General features: G+C 55.8%; 25 protein-coding genes. 18 read left to right on the top strand and 7 right to left on the bottom strand.

The window, feature by feature from the left end; all coding sequences use genetic code 11:
• Positions 1-8: 8 nt before the first annotated feature.
• On the bottom strand, positions 9-227 hold the full coding sequence (locus A4308_RS05260) for a YheU family protein (protein ID WP_003861664.1): 219 nt from the start codon (positions 225-227) through the stop codon (positions 9-11).
• Positions 224-1,246 (bottom strand): hydrolase, encoded by a 1,023-nt coding sequence (locus A4308_RS05255; RefSeq protein WP_023331471.1) that lies wholly within the window; start codon positions 1,244-1,246, stop codon positions 224-226. Before A4308_RS05255 ends, A4308_RS05260 begins: the two co-directional genes overlap by 4 nt.
• 228 nt (positions 1,247-1,474) lie before the next feature.
• Here A4308_RS05255 and mdcA point away from each other — a divergent pair, with 228 nt between their 5' ends.
• From mdcA to mdcH, 8 genes are all read left to right on the top strand, one after another.
• Positions 1,475-3,130 (top strand): malonate decarboxylase subunit alpha, encoded by a 1,656-nt coding sequence (gene mdcA / locus A4308_RS05245; protein WP_014885506.1) that lies wholly within the window; start codon positions 1,475-1,477, stop codon positions 3,128-3,130.
• A complete protein-coding gene (locus A4308_RS05240) occupies positions 3,130-3,987 on the top strand; it encodes a triphosphoribosyl-dephospho-CoA synthase (protein WP_045281917.1) in 858 nt (285 codons plus the stop codon). The genes mdcA and A4308_RS05240 overlap by 1 nt, the downstream gene beginning before the upstream one ends.
• A 9-nt stretch (positions 3,988-3,996) precedes the next feature.
• On the top strand, positions 3,997-4,296 hold the full coding sequence (gene mdcC / locus A4308_RS05235; RefSeq protein WP_014885504.1) for a malonate decarboxylase acyl carrier protein: 300 nt from the start codon (positions 3,997-3,999) through the stop codon (positions 4,294-4,296).
• Positions 4,289-5,122 carry a biotin-independent malonate decarboxylase subunit beta gene (locus tag A4308_RS05230; RefSeq protein ID WP_014885503.1) on the top strand — a complete coding sequence of 278 codons (834 nt, stop codon included), beginning with the start codon at positions 4,289-4,291 and terminating at the stop codon, positions 5,120-5,122. Before mdcC ends, A4308_RS05230 begins: the two co-directional genes overlap by 8 nt.
• Positions 5,122-5,922: a biotin-independent malonate decarboxylase subunit gamma gene (mdcE, locus tag A4308_RS05225; RefSeq protein WP_045134903.1), complete on the top strand. Its 801-nt coding sequence runs from the start codon at positions 5,122-5,124 to the stop codon at positions 5,920-5,922. Before A4308_RS05230 ends, mdcE begins: the two co-directional genes overlap by 1 nt.
• 123 nt (positions 5,923-6,045) lie before the next feature.
• A complete protein-coding gene (locus A4308_RS05220; RefSeq protein WP_045134902.1) occupies positions 6,046-7,005 on the top strand; it encodes an AEC family transporter in 960 nt (319 codons plus the stop codon).
• Between the two features lie 2 nt (positions 7,006-7,007).
• A complete protein-coding gene (locus tag A4308_RS05215) occupies positions 7,008-7,625 on the top strand; it encodes a malonate decarboxylase holo-ACP synthase (RefSeq protein WP_045281918.1) in 618 nt (205 codons plus the stop codon).
• Positions 7,625-8,521 carry a malonate decarboxylase subunit epsilon gene (mdcH, locus tag A4308_RS05210; protein ID WP_045281919.1) on the top strand — a complete coding sequence of 299 codons (897 nt, stop codon included), beginning with the start codon at positions 7,625-7,627 and terminating at the stop codon, positions 8,519-8,521. Before A4308_RS05215 ends, mdcH begins: the two co-directional genes overlap by 1 nt.
• Positions 8,522-8,856: 335 nt before the next feature.
• Here mdcH and A4308_RS05205 read toward each other — a convergent pair whose 3' ends face one another.
• The 4 genes from A4308_RS05205 to A4308_RS05190 form a co-directional block, all read right to left on the bottom strand.
• Positions 8,857-9,147, bottom strand: a complete 291-nt coding sequence (locus A4308_RS05205; RefSeq protein WP_014885498.1) for a DUF6966 domain-containing protein — start codon at positions 9,145-9,147, stop codon at positions 8,857-8,859.
• The gene (locus A4308_RS05200) at positions 9,144-10,301 is read right to left on the bottom strand and encodes a hypothetical protein (protein WP_045134899.1); all 1,158 of its coding nucleotides are present in this window, start codon (positions 10,299-10,301) and stop codon (positions 9,144-9,146) included. Before A4308_RS05200 ends, A4308_RS05205 begins: the two co-directional genes overlap by 4 nt.
• A 113-nt stretch (positions 10,302-10,414) precedes the next feature.
• Positions 10,415-11,356: a LysR family transcriptional regulator gene (locus tag A4308_RS05195; protein WP_045134898.1), complete on the bottom strand. Its 942-nt coding sequence runs from the start codon at positions 11,354-11,356 to the stop codon at positions 10,415-10,417.
• 15 nt (positions 11,357-11,371) lie between these two features.
• Positions 11,372-13,276, bottom strand: a complete 1,905-nt coding sequence (locus A4308_RS05190; protein ID WP_045134897.1) for an ABC transporter ATP-binding protein — start codon at positions 13,274-13,276, stop codon at positions 11,372-11,374.
• Positions 13,277-13,414: 138 nt separating this feature from the next.
• Here A4308_RS05190 and kefG point away from each other — a divergent pair, with 138 nt between their 5' ends.
• From kefG to slyD, 4 genes are all read left to right on the top strand, one after another.
• Positions 13,415-13,966, top strand: a complete 552-nt coding sequence (gene kefG, locus A4308_RS05185; RefSeq protein WP_014885493.1) for a glutathione-regulated potassium-efflux system ancillary protein KefG — start codon at positions 13,415-13,417, stop codon at positions 13,964-13,966.
• On the top strand, positions 13,966-15,771 hold the full coding sequence (gene kefB, locus A4308_RS05180) for a glutathione-regulated potassium-efflux system protein KefB (RefSeq protein ID WP_045281920.1): 1,806 nt from the start codon (positions 13,966-13,968) through the stop codon (positions 15,769-15,771). The genes kefG and kefB overlap by 1 nt, the downstream gene beginning before the upstream one ends.
• 13 nt (positions 15,772-15,784) lie before the next feature.
• A complete protein-coding gene (locus tag A4308_RS05175; protein WP_003861689.1) occupies positions 15,785-15,985 on the top strand; it encodes a YheV family putative zinc ribbon protein in 201 nt (66 codons plus the stop codon).
• Positions 15,986-16,079: 94 nt separating this feature from the next.
• Complete coding sequence (gene slyD / locus A4308_RS05170) at positions 16,080-16,670, top strand: peptidylprolyl isomerase (protein ID WP_014885491.1); 591 nt, start codon at positions 16,080-16,082, stop codon at positions 16,668-16,670.
• 51 nt (positions 16,671-16,721) lie between these two features.
• Here the strand turns inward: slyD and A4308_RS05165 are convergent, their stop codons facing one another.
• The gene (locus tag A4308_RS05165) at positions 16,722-16,940 is read right to left on the bottom strand and encodes a protein SlyX (RefSeq protein ID WP_008503009.1); all 219 of its coding nucleotides are present in this window, start codon (positions 16,938-16,940) and stop codon (positions 16,722-16,724) included.
• A 237-nt stretch (positions 16,941-17,177) separates the two neighbouring features.
• Here A4308_RS05165 and fkpA point away from each other — a divergent pair, with 237 nt between their 5' ends.
• The 6 genes from fkpA (at position 17,178) to rpsL (ending at position 20,426) form a co-directional block, all read left to right on the top strand.
• Complete coding sequence (gene fkpA / locus A4308_RS05160) at positions 17,178-17,999, top strand: FKBP-type peptidyl-prolyl cis-trans isomerase (protein WP_023331457.1); 822 nt, start codon at positions 17,178-17,180, stop codon at positions 17,997-17,999.
• Between the two features lie 165 nt (positions 18,000-18,164).
• On the top strand, positions 18,165-18,887 hold the full coding sequence (locus tag A4308_RS05155) for a helix-turn-helix transcriptional regulator (RefSeq protein ID WP_014885489.1): 723 nt from the start codon (positions 18,165-18,167) through the stop codon (positions 18,885-18,887).
• Positions 18,887-19,273, top strand: coding sequence for a sulfurtransferase complex subunit TusD (gene tusD / locus A4308_RS05150; RefSeq protein WP_023337892.1), 387 nt, complete (start codon positions 18,887-18,889; stop codon positions 19,271-19,273). Before A4308_RS05155 ends, tusD begins: the two co-directional genes overlap by 1 nt.
• Positions 19,273-19,632, top strand: coding sequence for a sulfurtransferase complex subunit TusC (tusC, locus tag A4308_RS05145; protein ID WP_014885487.1), 360 nt, complete (start codon positions 19,273-19,275; stop codon positions 19,630-19,632). The genes tusD and tusC overlap by 1 nt, the downstream gene beginning before the upstream one ends.
• A gap of 7 nt (positions 19,633-19,639) precedes the next feature.
• Positions 19,640-19,927, top strand: a complete 288-nt coding sequence (gene tusB, locus A4308_RS05140) for a sulfurtransferase complex subunit TusB (RefSeq protein ID WP_014885486.1) — start codon at positions 19,640-19,642, stop codon at positions 19,925-19,927.
• A gap of 124 nt (positions 19,928-20,051) precedes the next feature.
• On the top strand, positions 20,052-20,426 hold the full coding sequence (rpsL, locus tag A4308_RS05135; RefSeq protein ID WP_000246815.1) for a 30S ribosomal protein S12: 375 nt from the start codon (positions 20,052-20,054) through the stop codon (positions 20,424-20,426).
• Positions 20,427-20,502 lie beyond the last annotated feature (76 nt).

The raw sequence follows: 20,502 nt of genomic DNA, 5'->3' as shown, positions 1-20,502 counted from the left end.
TTGGAAGGTCAGCCGTGAAACGCGTTGCGGGGCATGATATTGACCGTCTCATGCAGTTCTGACCACACCAGCACCACGTCGCCGCTTTTCAGCTGGCGTTTTACATCGTTGACCTTCTGCTCGAGTGAGCGTTCATGTTCACCATAATCGGTGCCTTCACGTAATACAAAGCTTTCAATCAAATTATCGAGCGTTTCGGGAGACAGATCCTGCCAGGGGATGATCATTTTGCACCGTCCAGATAAGGAGTAAGCCAGTCAGGAATACGCGCCTCCAGCCACATTTTCGGGCGGCGCAGCGTCCCGCCAATAAACCCAACGTGGCCGCCATGTTCAGTCAACTGATAGTGAACATTGTCGGGAAGGAATTCCTGCGCGGGAATAGAGTGATGATCCATAAACGGATCATCTTTGGCGTGAATAATCAGCGTCGGCTGGGTGATTTTGCTGAGCAACGGCATGGCGCTGCACTGACGGTAATAGTCGATCGCATCGGCGAAGCCGTGAATTTTTGCGGTGATCAGATCGTCGAATTCACGAATGCGGCGCACCTTTTTCAACTGGCGCAGGCTGACCGGCAGGGTATCCGGGTAAGCCTTCAGCTTACGTGCGGCGTTGGCTTTCAGCAGGTTGAGCAGATAGCGCTGATAGACGCGGGAAAACCCTTTATCCATATGGTAGCTGCACTGCTCCAGCATAAACGGCGCGGAGACAATCACTGCGGCATTGAGCGGTACGCTGTCGCCCTCTTTGGCCAGCAGGCAGGCGAGCATATTTCCGCCCAGCGAATACCCCACGGCCGCCGTTGGCACGGTGCCATAGTTTTCCCGCAGCCAGTGTAAAAACCAGGTTCCGTCTTCGGTTTCACCCGAGTGATAGATGCGTTTCTGTCGATTTGGCTCGCCGCTGCAGCCACGAAAATGCATCACCACCCCGAGCCAGCCGCGCGCTTTTGCTGCCTCAATCAATCCATGCGCATAAGGGCTGTGCAGACTCCCTTCCAGACCATGAAAAACCACCAGACGCGGCTTATGACGTGCCTGCTCGGGGTCTTCGCTCCAGGCGAGATCCAGAAAATCACCGTCTGGCAGGTCAAGCCGCTGCCAGTGCGGCGTGAACTGAACCTTACGGCGGATCAGCCGTGGCAGCATGGTCTGCAAATGGCAGTTGGACACACCGCGCATGGGCACGAACTCGGTGCTGTCTTCGGCTGCAATGTCGAAGTCTGTTGGAATGATTTGGGTCATAAGCGCGATGCTGATTCTTGTCGGAAATTAACGATACTTTCCGAATTGTACCCCGTTTAGCCTGGTTTTCCGAAACATGAACTGATCCCGATCACAAATCTTTACCGTGATTATTACTCTCAGGCTAATGATTCCGCTCTACGCTTAATTGATGCCTTTCCCACCAGAGCGCACACTTTACTCAACGTTAAGCAAATCAAAATGATTAGCTGAATCAGGAGGTTAATAATGTTATCTGGGCAAACACCCACCCGGCAATGGAACACGCGACGCAGCGAAAAAGCGCGTCGTCTGGCGTCCGTACCGGTGCAGGGCAAGGTACTGCCAACCGGCGATCTTGTCGCCATGCTGGAAAAACTGATCGCCCCTGGCGATAAGGTCGTTCTGGAAGGTAACAACCAGAAGCAGGCCGATTTCCTTTCACGCTCGCTGGCTGAAGTGAACCCGCAAATTGTCCACGATCTGCATATGATCATGCCGAGCGTCGGCCGTAGCGAGCATCTGGATATCTTTGAGAAAGGCATCGCCCGCAAGCTGGACTTCTCCTTCTCCGGGACGCAGAGCCTGCGAATCTCCCAGCTGCTGGAAGATGGTCAGCTCGAAATCGGCGCTATCCATACCTATATCGAGCTCTATTCACGCCTCTACGTCGACCTCTCGCCCAACGTGGCGCTGATTGCGGGGTTTAAAGCAGACCGCAAAGGCAACCTCTACACCGGGGCGAGCACCGAAGATACTCCGGCACTGGTGGAAGCCGCGGCCTTCCACGACGGGATTGTGATTGCGCAGGTGAATGAACTGGTGGACGACGAATGCGACCTGCCGCGCGTCGATATTCCGGGCTCCTGGATTGACTATGTTGTCGTTGCCGACAAGCCATTCTTTATCGAACCGCTGTTTACCCGTGATCCGCGACTGATCAAACAGGAACACATCCTGATGGCGATGATGGCGATTAAGGGCATCTACGCGGAACATCAGGTGCAGTCCCTCAACCACGGGATCGGTTTTAACACCGCAGCGATTGAACTGCTGCTGCCGACCTACGGCGAACAGCTCGGCCTGAAGGGCAAAATCTGTAAGCACTGGACCCTGAACCCGCACCCAACGCTGATCCCGGCAATTGAAAGCGGCTGGGTGGAAAGCGTGCACTGCTTCGGCGGCGAGCTGGGGATGGAAGAGTACATCCGCGCCCGTCCGGACATCTTCTTTACCGGTGCCGACGGCTCCATGCGTTCCAACCGTGCGTTCTGTCAGCTGGCCGGTCAGTATGCGGTCGATATGTTTATCGGCTCAACTCTGCAGGTTGATGGTTACGCCAACTCCTCAACGGTGACACGCGGTCGTCTTTCCGGCTTCGGCGGTGCGCCAAACATGGGGCACGACCCACATGGTCGTCGCCACGCTACACCGGCCTGGCTGAACATGATCACCGAACCTGACCCGATGCAGCGCGGTAAAAAACTGGTCGTGCAGATGGTGGAAACCTTCCAGGCGGGCGTAAAGCCGACCTTTGTGGAAAAGCTTGATGCTGTTGACGTGGCAAAAGCGTCCGGGATGCCTCTGGCGCCGGTCATGATATACGGCGACGACGTGACGCACGTGCTGACGGAAGAGGGGATTGCTTACCTCTATCGCGCCAAAGATCTTGAGGAGCGTCGTGCCATGGTCGCCGCTGTGGCGGGGATTACCGATATCGGCCTGGGCGTGGATGCTAAACGCGTGGCGGAACTGCGCCAGAGCGGCAAGGTTGTTTATCCGGAAGATATGGGTATTCGCCGCACCGACGCCACCCGCTCTCTGCTGGCGGCGGGCAGCGTGTCAGACCTCGTTGAATGGTCCGGCGGTCTGTACAACCCACCTGCGAAATTCCGGAGCTGGTAATGAAACTTCTGCCCCAGATTCAGGTTGAAGGCGGTGCCGAATGGCTGGCGCGAACCGCCACGCAGTGTCTGATTGACGAAGCACGATTAAGCCCGAAACCCGGTCTGGTGGACAGTCGGGGGAACGGTGCGCACCACGATTTATCCCTTGCGCTGATGGAGCGCTCCGCGCGCAGCCTGACCCCGACGTTTCAGGCGCTGGCGCAGCAAAGCTGGCTGCGTCCGGCAGATATTGCGCTTCGGCAAACCGTTGGCCGTCTTGGTCGCGAAGGCGAGCAGCAGATGATGGCTGCAACGTGTGGCGTAAACACCCATCGCGGCGCGATTTGGGCGCTGGGGTTGCTGGTCAGCGCGGTGGCGATGCTGGGCGGGGAAGCCAGGGCGCACGACGTCGCCCGCACTGCCGCGCAGCTGGCGAAACTCCCTGACGAGGCGGCGCCGAAAGTGTTCAGCAAAGGCCTTCGCGCCACGCACCGCTACCGCGTACCGGGTGCACGCGAAGAGGCTCAGCAGGCGTTCCCGCACATTATGCAGCGCGCGTTGCCGCAGCTTCGCCTGAGCCGTCTCAACGGCAGCAGTGAAACGCACGCCAGGCTTGACGCGCTGATGGCGATCATGACGTCGCTTACCGACACCTGCGTACTGTCGCGCGCCGGGCTGGAGGGGCTGGACGCCATGCAGGACGGTGCCCGTGCGGTACTGAACGCCGGAGGTTGTGCAACGGCTGCAGGCCAGCAGGCGCTGGCTAACTTAGACCGTCAGATGCTGGTGCTAAACGCCTCCCCAGGCGGCGCTGCTGACCTGCTTGCTGCCACGCTGTTTCTCGATCGCGTCGAAACGCCTTATTCAAAGCATTAAGAGGATGTTATGGAAAAAATCACATTGACCGTGCCAGCCAGCCGCGCGTTAAGCGGCAGGGCCCTGGCAGGGGTAGTCGGTTCCGGGGATATGGAGGTGCTCTTCACCGCCGAACCGGGCCAGACGTTAACCATTGATATCACCACCTCCGTCGACAACAGCCGGGGTCGCTGGGAGGCACTGTTCAACCGCCTGCAAACGGTCAGTAGCCTGCCAGCAGGAAAACTGACCATTCATGATTTCGGCGCGACGCCGGGCGTGGCTCGCATTCGTATCGAACAGGTTTTTGAGGGGGTGAGCCATGCGTGATGACAGCAGCTTTATCGAATTGAAAGCACGCCAGCGTGCGCAGGCCCTGCTCGATGAGGGTAGCTATCGCGAACTGCTGGATCCGTTTGAAGGCATTATCTCTCCGTGGCTTGGGCCACAGGGCATTGTTCCGCAGGCGGACGACGGCATGGTGGTGGCGAAAGGCACGATCAACGGTCAGCCAGCCGTTGTGGTCGCCATTGAAGGTGCGTTCCAGGGCGGCAGCATGGGTGAAGTGTCCGGTGCCAAAATGGCGGCGGCGCTGGAGCTGGCGGCAGAAGATAACCGCAACGGCATTCCGACTCAGGCTGTGCTGTGCCTCGAAACCGGCGGCGTTCGTCTGCAGGAGGCGAACCTGGGTCTGGCCGCCATTGCCGATATCCACGCGGCGATTGTTGACCTGCGTCGTTACACGCCCGTTATCGGGATTGTCGCAGGGACCGTGGGCTGCTTCGGTGGGATGTCCATCGCGGCGGCGCTGTGCAGCTACCTGATTGTGACCCGCGAAGCGCGTCTCGGACTGAACGGTCCGCAGGTCATCGAGCAGGAAGCGGGGATTGAAGAGTACGACTCCCGTGACCGTCCGTTTATCTGGAGCATGACCGGTGGCGAAGTGCGCTACCAAAGCGGGCTGGTTGACGCGCTGGTCGGTGACGGTATCAACGCGGTGAAAGCGGCGATGAACGACGCGATTGCCAGGGGCGTACCCGCGAAACACCGCACCGATAACTACGACGATTACCTGAACCGTCTGACGAATTTCGACACCCGCAAACAGGCCGATGCCGAACAAATTAACGCGCTTTTTGCCCGGGAGGTGAAATGATGACTAACGCAATAAGCCGTGGCGAACTCTGGATGACTCTGCTCGCGCCGAATGTAAAACGTGTGGAAGGGCTTTGCCCGTCCGTGCAGGCGGCAGACGGCGAACTGAACGGTGAAGCGGTGCGTTTTGTTGCCGTGGTGCCGGATGCCCACAACCATTTCCCGCGCGCGGCGAAAGGGGAAGTCGGTCTGCTGGAGGGCTGGACGCTGGCGAAAGTGGTGAGCGAAACCGTGGCCGAGGATGCCAGTAAGTCCGTGAAGCGTCCGATTGTGGCGGTGATTGACGTCCCAAGCCAGGCCTATGGCCGTCGCGAAGAGGCGTTTGGTATCCACCAGGCGCTGGCGGGGGCTGCCGCCGCGTATGCCAACGCGCGCCTGGCCGGTCATCCGGTGATTGGGCTTATCGTCGGTAAAGCGATGTCCGGCGCATTTCTGGCGCATGGCTACCAGGCTAACCGCCTGATTGCTTTCAACGATAAAGGGGTGCTGATCCACGCGATGGGTAAAGAGTCTGCGGCGCGCATTACGTTGCGAACCGTCGACGCGCTGGAAAAACTGGCGGCCACCATTCCGCCGATGGCCTATGACATCAGCAACTACTCCACCCTGGGGCTGCTTTCAAACCTGCTGGACATCAGCAACCCGGATGCCCCCTCCGATAACGATCTGGCGCAGGTGAAAACCATCCTGCAACAGGCCATCAGTGACGCTCGTCAGGACACCACGTTGAACAATCGTCTGGGTGCTGACAACCGCCGCAGCTCTGCCCTCGTACGCGAACGCATGCGGGCAAGCTGGTAAGTAAAAAGAGACCTGCCAGATGCACGACCCCGCGGACGTAACCGTTACGTCCGCGCGGGAACCTGCATCCTGAAAATAATAATCATCGCGCCAGTGCTTAAACTTTTTTACTACAGGTGAATTATGACTTACGTAATTGTTCATGCTCTTGCACCGATTTTCGTCATCATGCTGCTGGGATTCTGGGCCGGTAAGGCAAAGATGGTCGATAACAAAAACGTTTCCCTGCTTAATATTTTCGTGATGGATTTTGCACTGCCTGCCGCGCTGTTCAGCGCCACCGTGCAAACGCCGTGGACCGGCATTGTGGCCCAGTCGCCGCTGATTCTGGTGCTGACCCTGGCGATGTGGATAACCTATGCGGCCATCTACTTCCTCGCCACCGGCGTCTTTAAAAAATCGCCGCAGGATGCCGCCGTGCTGACGCTGACCGTCGCCCTGCCAAACTATGCTGCGCTCGGCCTGCCTATTCTGGGCAGCGTGCTGGGTGAAGGTTCATCGACATCACTGTCTGTTGCGGTCTCCATCGCCTGCGGTTCGGTGCTGATGACTCCGTTCTGCCTGCTCATTCTGGAACGTGAAAAAGCGCGCGCCGAAGGGAATAACTCTGGCTCGACGCTCTCCATGCTGCCGGTGCTGATGTGGCGTTCGATTAAAAAACCGATCGTGATGGGCCCGCTGCTGGGTGTCATTTTGTCCGCCATCGGTATCAAAATGCCGGAACTGGTGCTGGCGGCGATTAAACCGCTGGGGCTGTCCGCGACCGCTGCAGCGCTGTTCCTGACCGGGGTGATCCTCTCTGCCCGTAAGCTGCAGATCAACACCATGGTGATCACGTCAACTATCGCCAAGCTGCTGATTCAGCCTGCGATTGCCTGGGGTATCGTTTTACTCTTTGGTCTGCACGGTTCCGTGGCGATCACCGCTATCCTGATGATTGCGCTTTCTGCGGGCTTCTTCGGTGTGGTGTTCGGTAACCGCTTTGGCGTGCAGTCTCCGGATGCGGAAGCCGTGCTGCTGTTAAGCTCCGTACTGTGTATCCTGTCGCTGCCGCTGTTTATCTCGCTGACCTCAGGAATGTAATCATGACCACAACATTACGCCCCCATGACCTCATCTGGCTTGCCGCGCGAGACGCGCTGGAAGGCATCACCGACGACTGGGTGGAGGCGGCCTGGCATACCGGTTTGCCGGTCGTAGTGCGGCGTGATGTTGATAACGCTGGCCGTATTCCCGTTGGCGTGCGCGGCCTGCGCCGCGACCAGCGGGCGGCCGGATGGGTGAAACCAGAACACGTAACGCGTGTGGTGTCACCCGAATCACTGAGCGTAACGGCGGATCTGCTGCGCTCGCCCTTTGTGACGCAGCCACCGGTACAGGTGGCGCTACAACTTTCTCAGCAGCTGTGGCCATGGTCGTGGGGCATTACCGGCAGCACTGGCTATGCGCTGGCGACCGGTATTCCGGTTATCCATGCCGACAGCGATCTCGACCTGTTGATCCGCGCCCCGCAGCCGATTTCCCCTGATGCGTTTACCGCATGGCAGTCGCAGCTGAGTCGCGCATTGTGCCGGGCGGATACGCAGGTCGATACACCCGAAGGGGGATTCGCGCTGGCGGAGTGGCTTCGCGACGGCAAAACGCTGCTGAAAACCCGCCGCGGACCGCGTCTGGTAACGGACCCGTGGCGCAGGGAGGAGTAATGAAAATACTGTTTACCTTTCCGGGGCAGGGCACGCAGCATGAAGGTATGCTGCATAACCTGCCGGGAACGGCGCTGGCTCAGGCGCGTAAGGTGCTGGGAAGCGAAGTCGATACACTGGACAGTGCAGCCTCGTTACGCCACACCCGCGCGGTTCAACTTTGTCTGTTGATTTCAGGCGTGGCCTGGGCACGCGAGCTTGAACGTCGCGGCGTGACGCCGGACATTGTGAGCGGTTTGTCGATTGGCGCGTACCCGGCAGCAGTGATAGCTGGCGCACTGGAATTTACCGACGCCCTTAAGCTGGTTGCATTGCGCGGCGATCTGATGGAGCAGGCATATCCGCACGGCTATGGCCTGACGGCGATTATGGGGTTGACCCTGTCGCAGGTGGAACAGCTTATCGAAGGCACGGGCACGTATATCGCGAACCTGAACGCCGAAACGCAGATCGTGATTGCCGGCCCCGATGAAGGGATGGCGCAGGTAGCCGAGCGGGCGCTGGCGAAAGGGGCGAGCAAGGCCAAACGGCTGGCGATCAGCGTGCCGTCGCACTGCGCACTGCTGGCGGACTCGGCGCAGAAGCTGGCGGCAGCGTTTGAATCGGTCACGCTTTCACGCCCACGCTGCGCGTATCTGAGCGGCAGTACCGGACGCGTGCTCTGGCAGCCGGAAAAGATTACCGACGATCTGGCGATGAACATGGCGCGTACCGTGCGCTGGCAGGAGGCGGTGATATCCGCGAATGAACGCGATGCGCGGCTGGCAATCGAGATGCCGCCCGGCGGCGTGCTGACCTGCTTAACGCGACAGGCGGCGTGGGAAGGGGAATCCATTTCGCTGGAACGCAGCGGGGTTGAGGTAGCGGTACATTTGGCGGGTCGGCTTCAGCGGTGAGTTTTGCCCGGCGGCGCTTTCGAAAAACGTAAGGTAAGTTTGGCACTTATAGCTCAGGGTAGAAATCTCCCTGAGCATGCGTCAGCGACGCTGATGACGAGTGTTAGGGTAAACACCTTTTTTTATTAAATCGATTGCCTGCTCAAGTTGCTGGTAAAGCCTATGACGCAAATGTTCCAGTTCTTCATTCTCTTCAGTGAAAAATGCGGCAGTTGGAATGGGAGAGTAACTCTACTACGCTGGAACACAGCAGCGTTGAGATAGGATGATAGCAGCGCTTCCTGAGCACATTTTCGTTATGCCGGGTACGGATGTCAGGGGCAATCATTAAGCGCTTAATGACCTCTTGTCCGCACAATTTCTGCTGTTAATGCGTCATAAAGTTGATCCTGCAGTATGTTCAACTCTCTGTTTTCACTAGTTAACATTTGACCGTTTTGATGTAAAACTACGTCATTAAATGACCCAGCGCCACCGAATGTACGTTTAATCTTGATTAACGTTGTGTCGTAATCTACCTCCAGGTCCTTGCTGAAATTCTCAAATGTTGCAGCCCATTTCGTTTCACCACTATCTGAAAGCAGATGGGTTATTTTTACCAAAAATTTCTGAATATTAGCTTTCATTTTAGATTACCAAAACCTAGTGTTTTCACTCCTGGTATATCCCATGGAGCTGGAATTAAAACCTGTTCTGAACCACCCGCATAGAAACCCGTTTGGTAACCGACATTTCCAATATAGACCTTTGAGCCAGCAGGTATTTCTACTTCAAAGTAACTATCAATTATTGATTTGCTTCCATCAGGCCATTCAGGCAGAACTGCTTTATCGATTCGAGTTTGGATAATACCTTGAGGTTTCTCGTAACTAAAAAAACGTCCTAAATCAGTACCGTTCTGGCCGCCTCGATAGAAAACTGTATCTTCAGAAAGCGTTATTTCTTTATATACACCTCCTGAGAACGTTTCAGCAAATCTATTACTCAATGGTCCAGGCTTGATCATCGAATATTCGCCCTCGACCTTTCCAAGAACATGGAGATTCTCCAGTTCAGAAAGCTCACTTGCCGTACCTAATCGACTAAGACCAAATCCCGCAGCGACAGAAGCGCCAGCAATGATTAGCCCCTTATTGTCCATGACTTCAGTGTATCCGGCTGGCGCATCACCACCAAGTTGCTCCGCTGTTTGCCTAAAGCCTTCAATGTTGCCGTTGTAGATTCCACCTGCCGCCAGTAATCGTCCGGCTGCTTTGCTGTTGATGGTTTTGGTGGCTTGTGCGTGCTGTACGGGAGCATCGGAATTATACTGTTTAATGGTCGGAGCAGGTTTTCGTCCCGGGTGTGCGTTCAGGCAATGTTCGTAAATATTCCGTACTTCCCGCTGGAAACTGTCGCTATAGCTGTCCATGAAACAGTCATAAACCAGATTACCGTCGTCATCGAAGAAGAAGGGGTTGCGGAAACGGTCCCACTTCTCTGCGGTGTTTACGCCAACCATCCAGCCCTGCTCAAGATTCCATTTTACTTCATCATAAAGACCGTCGTATTCCGTGTGGTGCTTGCGGTTGTATGGTTGCGCCGCGAAGCGGTGGTATACGCCGTCACGACGTTTGGGGATGGTGAAATGTTGAAAACGGTTTTGAGGGGCATATTTTAGATAATCCAGTTCGTAAAATACGCTCGCCATTTCCAGTGCATCGCGTGGCGTGAGGATGAACTGAATATCAGCCGGTGCTAAATCACAGCCAGCATCCCATTTCATGTAGAGTGTGAACATCCTGTTCCTGCTTTAAGCCATGTTGTTTTTGTGGATATTCAGAGGTAAAGGATGATAAGTCAAATGTGGCGTTCAGTTTTAGTGAACCCTGGAACAGGGGGAATGCACCAGGCCTACAGGGCCGAGGTACCTGCCGTGAGGCTTCGCGCATACATCCGCCCTTCGGCGGCCAGTGCGCGTAGGCTCGGATCCTGCTCGCGGTTGCGGGCAAAGACAATCGCAATCAGCTGCTGCATCTGGTACGGTTCCGCCAGCTTCAATAGCTGCACCGAGTTCTCATACACTTTCTTCATCCTCCCCGGCATCAGCGTAAAACCGACGCCCGCCTGCACCAGGCTCAACATAGAGAAAATGTCATTCACGCGCGTGACGATTTCCGGCTCGAATCCGGCGATGTGGAACGCTTCCTGGAACCCGGCGTAGGTGGCGAACCCTTCTGCCAGCGCGACAAATTTCTGGTGTTTGTAATCACGAAGATCCGCTGGCCCATGGGCGTTCAGCGTGGCGGACGCGGGCGCGGCAAGGAAAATGTCGTCGTGAAACAGGGGCAGTACTTCGAGGCTGTTACGGTCGATATCGCTTTCGGAGATGGAGATCAATATGGCGTCCAGCGACCCTTCGTCCAGCATGTGTAGCAACGTGTCGTTAGAGCCCATCGTCAGATCCATCTCCAGATCCGGACGGCGTAATTTCATGCCCATAATCAGGCGCGGTACGGTTTCCAGGGTGAGCGAGTAGAGCGTACCGACGCGCAACCGACCCTGGCCGATACCGGCGATTTTGCGCGACTCTTCCAGCCCGCGCTCCATCACCTGCATGACTTCCTGGCAATATTCCAGCAGCGTCCAGGCGGAAGGCAGCGCAATCAGATTGCGCCCCTTGTGGGTAAAAAGCGGGCAGCGCACGTTCTCTTCCAGCGTGTGCAGCGCGCGGTGCACACTGACACCGCTCAGCCCGAGCGTTTCGGCGGTACGGGCGATATTCCCTTTCTCCATGAAGGTCATGAAGATGCTGAGTTTGCGGAATGTAATCTCGCTCGTGGTATCGAAACGCATAACCCTCCCGGTGTGTTAGTCGGCCTGCAGCATCGCTTCCAGCTGTTCCTGCGCGTCCAGCCACGCCATTTCGCACGCTTCGAGGCTCGATTTGGTCTTTGCCTGCGTTTGCAGGCAATCCGTCAGCTCCGCTTTACGGCTTTGATCGTACAGGCCGCTGTCGCCTAGCTTCTCTTCAACGGTGGCAAGCGTGGCGTTGAGCTTCTCCATCTCTTTTTCCAGACGGGCAATCTCTTTACGCAGCGGCTGAGTCTGAGTGCGCAGCTCCGCTTCGCGACGCTTCTGGTCTTTACGCGCCTGCGCGCTGTTGGCGTTGTCTTTCGCCGACTCGTCCGGCTGGTTTTCCTGCTTCTGCACGTCCGTCAGCCACTGCTGGTAGTCTTCCAGATCGCCGTCGAACGGTTCAACTTTGCCATCATGCACCAGGTAGAGATCGTCTGTGGTGGAGCGGATCAGGTGACGATCGTGCGAGACCACCACCAGCGCGCCTTCGAACTCAATCAGCGCTTCGGTCAGCGCCTGACGCATGTCGAGATCCAGGTGGTTGGTCGGTTCATCGAGCAGCAGCAGGTTCGGGCGCTGCCAGACGATCAGCGCCAGTACCAGGCGGGCTTTTTCACCGCCGGAGAAACGCTCTGTGTTTTCGGTGACTTTATCGCCCTGGAAGCCGAAGCCGCCGAGGTAATCGCGCAGCTTCTGCTCCATTTCCTGCGGTGCCAGACGCGCAAGGTGCTGGATAGGCGATTCATCCGCGCGTAAAAATTCCAGCTGATGCTGAGCGAAATAGCCAAGCTTAATGCCTTTCGCCAGGCCGATTTCGCCGCTGACCGGGTTAAGTTCGCCCGCCAGGAGTTTGATTAGCGTTGATTTACCGGCGCCGTTACGCCCCAGCAGACCGATACGTGAACCCGGCACCAGGTTGAGCTTGATGGAGTCGAGAATAATGCGATCGCCATAGCCCGCGCTCACTTTTTCCATTTTCAGCAGTGGATTCGGCAGGCTTTCCGGCTCGCGGAAATTGAAGTGGAACGGGTTATCGACGTGCGCCGGGGCAATCATCTCCATGCGTTCCAGCATCTTGATGCGGCTCTGGGCCTGCTTGGCTTTAGAGGCTTTGGCCTTAAAGCGATCCACAAAGCTTTGCAGGTGCGCCACGCGCTGCTGCTGGCTTTCGTACATCGCCTGCTGCTGGGCCAGGCGCGTCGCGCGCTGGCGCTCGAAAGAGCTGTAGTTGCCGGTATATTCGAACATCGTTTGCTGTTCGATATGAATGATTTTATCCACCACCGGATCGAGGAAGTCGCGGTCGTGGGAGATCAGAATCAGAGTGCCCTGATAGTTCTTAAGCCACTTCTCCAGCCAAATAACCGCATCGAGATCGAGGTGGTTAGTCGGTTCATCAAGTAGCAAAAGATCAGAACGGCAGATCAGCGCCTGCGCCAGGTTGAGGCGCATACGCCAGCCGCCGGAGAAGTCGCTGACCGGGCGTTCCAGCTGTTCATTGCTGAAGCCCAGGCCGTGCAGCAGGCTGGAGGCGCGGGAGCGAATGGTCCACGCGTCGATGGCGTCCAGCTTGCCATGAACGGTGGCGATGGCGTGACCGTCGTTGCGCTCGTTGGCGGCGTGGAGTTCCGCTTCGAGTTTGCGGTATTCACGGTCGCCGTCGATAACATAGTCGAGGGCCGGTTCGCTCAGGGCAGGCGTCTCCTGGTTCACCCAGGCGAGCTGCCAGTTTCCCGGATAAGTAAAGCTTCCGCCATCCGCGCTAATCTCGTTTTTCAGCAGCGCCAGCAGCGTGGATTTGCCACAGCCGTTTTTGCCGACCAGACCCACTTTTTGGCCCGGGTTGATGGTAGCAGTGGCGTTATCGAGCAGAACGCGCACGCCGCGACGAATTTGTAACGAGGAGAAAACAATCATAGAAGCGCCGTATGTTCCGACTATGTTAATTTGTCATTATGATAATGTAAGGTGTGGGCCATTTTCCGCACCGGGCCGCCATGGTAGCCCAAAACAACAACGATACACAAAAACAGAAACACGACCGGGAGGGGAATGATGTCTCAGACAGCGAAAGTGCTGCTGCTGTATGCCCATCCGGAATCTCAGGACTCGGTGGCGAACCGGGTGCTGCTTAAGCCGGCCACACAGCTTAGTAACGTTACGGTGCACGATCTCTACGCGCACTATCCTGATTTCTTTATTGATATTCCGTACGAGCAGGAACTGCTGCGTCAGCATGACGTGATTGTGTTCCAGCACCCGCTTTATACCTATAGCTGTCCGGCACTGCTGAAAGAGTGGCTGGACCGCGTGCTGAGCCGCGGCTTCTCCAGTGGGGTGGGGGGAAACCAGCTGGCGGGAAAGTACTGGCGTAGCGTGATCACCACCGGTGAACCCGAAAGTGCTTACCGTCACGACGGGCTGAACCGTTATCCGATGAGCGATATCCTGCGGCCATTCGAGCTGACGGCGGCGATGTGCCGTATGCACTGGATGAGCCCGATCATTGTCTACTGGGCACGGCGTCAGGATCCGAAAGAACTGGCCAGCCACGCCAGAGCTTATGGCGAGTGGCTGGCATCGCCGATTCCGGCAGGAGGTCGTTAATGGAAGGATCGAATTTGCTCCTCGCCGGGGTACTGTTTTTATCTGCGGCCGTCGTCGCGGTTCCGCTTGCCGCCCGTCTCGGCATCGGTGCGGTACTGGGATATTTGCTCGCGGGGATCGCCATTGGTCCCTGGGGACTGGGATTCATCAGCGATGTGGATGAAATTCTCCATTTCTCCGAGCTAGGCGTGGTGTTCCTGATGTTCATCATCGGTCTGGAACTGAACCCCTCTAAATTGTGGCAGCTCCGACGCTCTATCTTTGGCGTGGGTGCCGCGCAAGTGTTGTTCAGCGCCGCGATTCTGGCTGGCCTGCTAATGCTGACCCACTTTTCCTGGCAGGCCGCGGTGATAGGCGGGATTGGTCTCGCCATGTCGTCGACGGCGATGGCGTTGCAGCTGATGCGCGACAAAGGGATGAACCGCAATGAAGCCGGGCAACTGGGCTTTTCGGTGCTGCTGTTTCAGGATTTAGCGGTGATCCCGGCGCTGGCGCTGGTGCCGCTGCTGGCGGGTTCTGGCGACGATAGCTTCGACTGGGCAAAGATTTCCATGAAGGTGCTGGCTTTTGCGGGCATGCTGATTGGCGGACGCTTCCTGTTGCGTCCGGTGTTCCGCTTTATTGCCGCATCGGGCGTGCGTGAAGTGTTTACCGCTGCGACGCTGTTGCTGGTGCTTGGCTCGGCGCTGTTTATGGACGCGCTGGGGCTATCAATGGCGCTGGGTACTTTTATCGCCGGGGTGCTGCTGGCTGAGAGCGAGTATCGTCACGAACTGGAAATTGCCATCGATCCCTTCAAAGGGCTGCTGCTAGGGTTGTTCTTTATTTCGGTGGGGATGGCGCTCAATCTCGGCGTGCTTTATACCCATCTGCTCTGGGTTGTGGTCAGCGTCGCCATCCTGGTGGCGGTGAAAATGCTGGTGCTGTACGTCATGGCGCGTATTTACGGGTTGCGCAGTTCGGAACGCATGCAGTTTGCCAGCGTGTTAAGCCAGGGGGGAGAGTTCGCGTTTGTGCTGTTTTCCGCCGCGTCCTCTCAGAAGCTGTTTAAGGACGATCAGATGGCGCTGCTGCTGGTGACGGTGACGCTGTCGATGATGACCACGCCGCTGCTGATGAAGCTTGTGGATAAACTGCTGTCGCGCCGCTTAAACCCGACGGACGATGAAGATGAAGCGCCATGGGTAGAAGACGATAAACCCCAGGTGATAGTGGTGGGCTTTGGCCGCTTCGGGCAGGTGATTGGTCGCCTGTTGATGGCGAATAAGATGCGCATTACGGTGCTGGAACGCGATATCAGTGCGGTTAACCTGATGCGTAAATATGGCTACAAGGTTTATTACGGCGACGCGACCCAGCTTGAGCTGCTGCGCTCGGCGGGCGCTGAGGCCGCCGAGTCCATCGTCATCACCTGCAACGATCCGGAAGACACGATGAAACTGGTGGAGCTGTGTCAACAGCACTTCCCGCACCTGCATATACTGGCGCGTGCCCGGGGACGTGTTGAAGCTCACGAATTGTTGCAGGCGGGTGTGAAACACTTCTCCCGTGAGACGTTCTCCAGTGCGCTGGAGTTAGGCCGCAAGGCGTTGATCTCGCTGGGCATGCATCCTCATCAGGCGCAACGTGCCCAGATGCACTTCCGTCGGCTGGATATGCGAATGCTGCGCGAACTGATGCCGGTACATACCGACACGGCGCAGATCTCCCGCGTGCGGGAAGCGCGTCGCGAGCTGGAGGAGATCTTCCAGCGAGAGATGCAACAGGAACGACGCCAGCTTGATGGCTGGGATGAATTTGAATAAAGGGTAACGAAAGATGGCTGTCCGTAAACGCTTTATCGCAGGTGCAAAATGCCCGTCCTGCCAGGCACAAGATACTCTGGCGATGTGGCGAGAAAATAATATTGATATCGTTGAGTGTGTTAAGTGTGGTCACCAGATGCGTGAGGCCGATAAAGAGGCCCGCGATCATGTTCGCAAAGAAGAGCAAGTGATCGGCATTTTTCATCCGGACTAGCGATATGCCCTGAGTTTTTTTAAGCTAAAGGGTACACGGGTGCAGATTTCCGCTACAATCTGCGCCAGCAATTTTCCCACGCTCAGGAGATATCATGAAAGTAGCAAAAGACCTGGTGGTCAGCCTGGCCTATCAGGTACGTACAGAAGACGGTGTGTTGGTTGATGAGTCTCCGGTGAGTGCGCCGCTGGACTACCTGCATGGCCACGGTTCCCTGATTTCCGGCCTGGAAACTGCGCTGGAAGGTCATGAAGTTGGCGACAAATTCGACGTTGCTGTCGGCGCGAACGACGCTTACGGTCAGTATGACGACAACCTGGTTCAGCGCGTTCCTAAAGACGTGTTCATGGGCGTTGACGAACTGCAGGTTGGCATGCGCTTCCTGGCTGAAACTGACCAGGGGCCAGTGCCTGTTGAAATCACTGAAGTTGAAGACGACCACGTTGTGGTTGACGGCAACCACATGCTGGCTGGCCAGAACCTGAAGTTCAACGTAGAAGTTGTTGCGATCCGTGAAGCGACCGAAGAAGAGCTGGCTCATGGTCACGTTCACGGTGCGCACGGTCACGACCATGACCACGATCACGGCCACGACGGCTGCTGCGGTGGTCACGGCCACGATCACGACCATGGTCATGACCATGGCAAAGGTGGTTGCGGTAACGGCGGCTGCGGTTGCCACTAATTCCGCTAAGCGGAAAATAAAAAAGCGGGTGAACCCCGCTTTTTTTACGCCTCAATAATGAGGTGGTGGTGTCTCTTCAGACTGAGAGGCAATGTTTGACGGCTGCGTTGCCTTTAGCTTTTCCGTCAGCAGACGCATGTGATCCCGCAGCTTCGCCATTTCGAGTTCATGTGCTGTGACAGTCTGGTTTAGCTCTTCGATGGTGATGTCCTGAAAAGCCAGGCGGCTTTCCAGCTCAGCCATTCTCGCTTCTATCGTTGTATCCTTCATCATTCACCTCGTTTATGTCTGATTTACCTGATGGTCCAGCGGCGGCGCAGTTTAACTGAGTTTATCCTTAAGTGCAGTCTCTATCCCGCTGGCAAGAAACTTATTTAAACAAAAATAGTCTGAAAAGTGGTGAGAATTGGGAGTGTCTGTCTGTAGATTTCTTCTGCAACGTTTTATAGTACGTCACTCATTTACGTTTAACGCTGGGGTGAGAGTCCCCAGGCCCTGGAGATATGGATGAAATCACTGTTTAAAGTAACGCTGCTGGCGACGACGATGGCTGTTGCGCTGAACGCGCCGCTGTCATTCGCTGCTGATACTGCTGCGAAGCCTGCTGCCACTGCAGACAGCAAAGCGGCGTTCAAAAATGACGACCAGAAATCCGCCTACGCACTGGGCGCATCTCTGGGTCGTTACATGGAAAACTCTCTGAAAGAACAAGAGAAACTGGGCATCAAACTGGATAAAGCCCAGCTGATCGCAGGCGTACAGGACGCATTTGCGGATAAGAGCAAGCTGTCTGACCAGGAAATTGAGCAGACGCTGCAGGCGTTCGAAGCACGCGTGAAGGGTGCCGCTCAGACCAAGATGGAAGCGGACGCGAAAGACAACGAAGCGAAAGGCAAAGCCTACCGCGATACCTTTGCTAAAGAGAAGGGTGTGAAGACTTCCTCTACAGGCCTGGTGTACAAAGTTGAGAAAGAAGGTACCGGCGATGCGCCGAAAGACAGCGATACTGTTGTCGTAAACTACAAAGGTACGCTGATCGACGGTAAAGAGTTCGATAACTCTTACACCCGCGGTGAGCCGCTCTCCTTCCGTCTGGACGGTGTGATTCCTGGCTGGACTGAAGGCCTGAAAAACATCAAGAAAGGCGGCAAGATCAAGCTGGTTATTCCACCGGATCTGGCCTACGGCAAAACGGGCGTTCCGGGTATCCCGGCTAACTCCACGCTGGTCTTCGACGTAGAGTTGCTGGACATTAAACCAGCACCGAAAGCGGATGCGAAACCGGAAGCGCAGGCAGATCAGAAAGCTGCGACAGACGCTAAGAAGTAATGTAATAAAAACCGCCGCCTTTAAGGCGGCGGTTTTTTTATTGCAGGGCAGATATAATTAACACTGGAAAGCGTCTGGTACGCTGTATTAATTTAGTTGTCCGTGTAGATAATGAGCCTGCCCTGAAAACCTAACGACAGGCTCCTGAAAAGGAGTGTTTTTTTCATGTCCAGGTCGCTTTTAACCAACGAAACCAGTGAACTTGATTTGCTGGATCAACGTCCTTTTGACCAGACCGACTTCGATATTCTTAAATCCTATGAGGCGGTGGTGGACGGGTTAGCGATGCTCATTGGTTCCCACTGCGAAATCGTATTGCACTCCCTGCAAGATCTGAAGTGTTCCGCCATCCGCATTGCTAATGGTGAGCATACCGGCCGTAAAATTGGTTCGCCAATCACCGACCTTGCATTGCGTATGTTGCATGACATGACCGGCGCGGACAGCAGCGTCTCCAAATGTTATTTCACCCGCGCCAAAAGCGGCGTGCTTATGAAATCAGAAACTATCGCGATTCGAAACCGCGAACATCGTGTGATTGGACTGCTGTGCATCAACATGAACCTTGATGTGCCTTTCTCGCAGATCATGAGCACCTTTATTCCGCCTGAAACGCCAGACGTTGGCTCTTCCGTTAACTTTGCCTCCTCCGTAGAAGATCTGGTGACTCAAACGCTTGAGTTTACGATTGAAGAGGTGAATGCCGATCGCAACGTCTCGAACAATGCCAAGAATCGTCAGATCGTACTCAATCTCTACGAGAAAGGGATTTTTGATATCAAAGACGCCATTAACCAGGTGGCCGATCGTCTGAATATCTCCAAGCATACGGTCTACCTCTACATCCGCCAGTTCAAAAGTGGCGACTTCGTAGGGCAAGATAAGTAATGCGTTTTGCGTTAATGGTGACAGGCCCGGCGTACGGCACTCAGCAGGCCAGCAGCGCGCTGCAGTTTGCGCATGCGCTACTGGCGGCCGGACATGAACTGGCGAGCGTCTTTTTCTATCGGGAAGGGGTGTATAACGCGAACCAGTTTACGTCACCGGCGAGCGATGAGTTTGATCTGGTCCGCGCGTGGCAGGCGTTAAATGAAAAGCAGGGCGTTGAGCTGAACATCTGCGTGGCGGCGGCACTGCGTCGCGGCGTGACGGATGCAACCGAAGCCGATCGCCTGGGGTTATCGGGCGCTAACCTTCAGCCTGGCTTTTCGTTGAGTGGTCTGGGCGCGCTGGCTCAGGCGGCTCTAACCTGCGACAGAGTGGTGCAATTCTGATGAAGCGCGTGGCATTTGTTTTTACTTCTGCGCCGCACGGTAGCGCCTCGGGCCGCGAAGGGCTGGATGCGTTACTTGCGACATCGGCATTAACAGAAGATATCGGCGTCTTTTTTCTGGGGGACGGGGTGTTTCAACTGCTCGCGGGCCAACAGCCGCAGGCCATCCTGGCGCGCGATTACATCGCAACCTTCAAAGTGCTGCCGCTGTACGATATCGAAACCTGCTATGTCTGTGCCGACTCCTTAACGGCGCGCGGTTTGAGTGATAAGTCGTCTTTTGTGCTGGATGTGACGCTCTTACCTTCCTCTGATCTGCGTGAACACCTTTCCCACTACGACACCGTTTTGACGTTCTGAGGCCGCCATGCTCCATATTCTGAGCCACTCACCGTGGCAATGTGATATCGACACACTGTTGAGCATGCTGCGCGAAGGTGATGATTTGCTGCTCATTCAGGACGGCGTGCTCGCGGCGCTTGAAGGCAGCCGTTTCGTTGAAATTCTCACGAATGCCCCCATAACAGTCTCTGCGCTGAAGGACGATCTGGACGCGCGAGGTCTTTCTGGTCAAATTTCAGCCAAAATTGACGTGGTTGGCTATACTGATTTCGTCAATCTTACTGTGACGCACGCCAGTCAAATGAACTGGTGATCCGAGATCGCTGTATATTTCTTGACACCTTTTCGACGTAGCCCTAAAATTTCGCGTCCTCATATTGTATGAGGTCGTTTTATTACGTGTTTACGAAGCAAAAGCTAAAACCAGGAGCTATTTAATGGCAACAGTTAACCAGCTGGTACGCAAACCACGTGCACGCAAAGTTGCAAAAAGCAACGTGCCTGCGCTGGAAGCCTGCCCGCAGAAACGTGGTGTATGTACTCGTGTATATACCACCACTCCTAAAAAACCAAACTCCGCACTGCGTAAAGTATGCCGTGTGCGTTTGACTAACGGTTTCGAAGTGACTTCCTACATCGGTGGTGAAGGTCACAACCTGCAGGAGCACTCCGTGATCCTGATCCGTGGCGGTCGTGTTAAAGACCTTCCGGGTGTTCGTTACCACACCGTTCGTGGTGCGCTGGACTGCTCAGGTGTTAAAGACCGTAAGCAGGCTCGCTCCAAGTACGGCGTGAAGCGTCCTAAGGCTTAATGGTTCTCCGTTAAGTAAGGCCAAACTGATTTATCTTAATGTCAAACTAAACTCGTAGAGTTTTGGACAATCCTGA

It is taken from the genome of Enterobacter sp. ODB01 (genome assembly GCF_001623605.1).
In the GTDB taxonomy this organism is placed as follows: domain Bacteria; phylum Pseudomonadota; class Gammaproteobacteria; order Enterobacterales; family Enterobacteriaceae; genus Enterobacter; species Enterobacter kobei.
This window is presented reverse-complemented; position numbering and strand designations above follow the sequence as displayed.

Bases quoted from the DNA above. Each gene is read 5' to 3' on its own strand.
- A4308_RS05190 (WP_045134897.1), bottom strand. From the start codon at position 13,276: ATGATTGTTTTCTCCTCGTTACAAATTCGTCGCGGCGTGCGCGTTCTG.
- mdcH (WP_045281919.1), top strand. From the start codon at position 7,625: ATGAAAATACTGTTTACCTTTCCGGGGCAGGGCACGCAGCATGAAGGT.
- A4308_RS05220 (WP_045134902.1), top strand. From the start codon at position 6,046: ATGACTTACGTAATTGTTCATGCTCTTGCACCGATTTTCGTCATCATG.
- mdcE (WP_045134903.1), top strand. From the start codon at position 5,122: ATGACTAACGCAATAAGCCGTGGCGAACTCTGGATGACTCTGCTCGCG.
- A4308_RS05155 (WP_014885489.1), top strand. From the start codon at position 18,165: ATGTCCAGGTCGCTTTTAACCAACGAAACCAGTGAACTTGATTTGCTG.
- tusC (WP_014885487.1), top strand. From the start codon at position 19,273: ATGAAGCGCGTGGCATTTGTTTTTACTTCTGCGCCGCACGGTAGCGCC.
- mdcA (WP_014885506.1), top strand. From the start codon at position 1,475: ATGTTATCTGGGCAAACACCCACCCGGCAATGGAACACGCGACGCAGC.
- A4308_RS05240 (WP_045281917.1), top strand. From the start codon at position 3,130: ATGAAACTTCTGCCCCAGATTCAGGTTGAAGGCGGTGCCGAATGGCTG.
- A4308_RS05215 (WP_045281918.1), top strand. From the start codon at position 7,008: ATGACCACAACATTACGCCCCCATGACCTCATCTGGCTTGCCGCGCGA.
- kefG (WP_014885493.1), top strand. From the start codon at position 13,415: ATGTCTCAGACAGCGAAAGTGCTGCTGCTGTATGCCCATCCGGAATCT.
- A4308_RS05195 (WP_045134898.1), bottom strand. From the start codon at position 11,356: ATGCGTTTCGATACCACGAGCGAGATTACATTCCGCAAACTCAGCATC.
- slyD (WP_014885491.1), top strand. From the start codon at position 16,080: ATGAAAGTAGCAAAAGACCTGGTGGTCAGCCTGGCCTATCAGGTACGT.
- A4308_RS05260 (WP_003861664.1), bottom strand. From the start codon at position 227: ATGATCATCCCCTGGCAGGATCTGTCTCCCGAAACGCTCGATAATTTG.
- A4308_RS05205 (WP_014885498.1), bottom strand. From the start codon at position 9,147: ATGAAAGCTAATATTCAGAAATTTTTGGTAAAAATAACCCATCTGCTT.
- A4308_RS05165 (WP_008503009.1), bottom strand. From the start codon at position 16,940: ATGAAGGATACAACGATAGAAGCGAGAATGGCTGAGCTGGAAAGCCGC.
- mdcC (WP_014885504.1), top strand. From the start codon at position 3,997: ATGGAAAAAATCACATTGACCGTGCCAGCCAGCCGCGCGTTAAGCGGC.
- kefB (WP_045281920.1), top strand. From the start codon at position 13,966: ATGGAAGGATCGAATTTGCTCCTCGCCGGGGTACTGTTTTTATCTGCG.
- tusB (WP_014885486.1), top strand. From the start codon at position 19,640: ATGCTCCATATTCTGAGCCACTCACCGTGGCAATGTGATATCGACACA.
- fkpA (WP_023331457.1), top strand. From the start codon at position 17,178: ATGAAATCACTGTTTAAAGTAACGCTGCTGGCGACGACGATGGCTGTT.
- A4308_RS05230 (WP_014885503.1), top strand. From the start codon at position 4,289: ATGCGTGATGACAGCAGCTTTATCGAATTGAAAGCACGCCAGCGTGCG.
- rpsL (WP_000246815.1), top strand. From the start codon at position 20,052: ATGGCAACAGTTAACCAGCTGGTACGCAAACCACGTGCACGCAAAGTT.
- A4308_RS05255 (WP_023331471.1), bottom strand. From the start codon at position 1,246: ATGACCCAAATCATTCCAACAGACTTCGACATTGCAGCCGAAGACAGC.
- A4308_RS05200 (WP_045134899.1), bottom strand. From the start codon at position 10,301: ATGTTCACACTCTACATGAAATGGGATGCTGGCTGTGATTTAGCACCG.
- A4308_RS05175 (WP_003861689.1), top strand. From the start codon at position 15,785: ATGGCTGTCCGTAAACGCTTTATCGCAGGTGCAAAATGCCCGTCCTGC.
- tusD (WP_023337892.1), top strand. From the start codon at position 18,887: ATGCGTTTTGCGTTAATGGTGACAGGCCCGGCGTACGGCACTCAGCAG.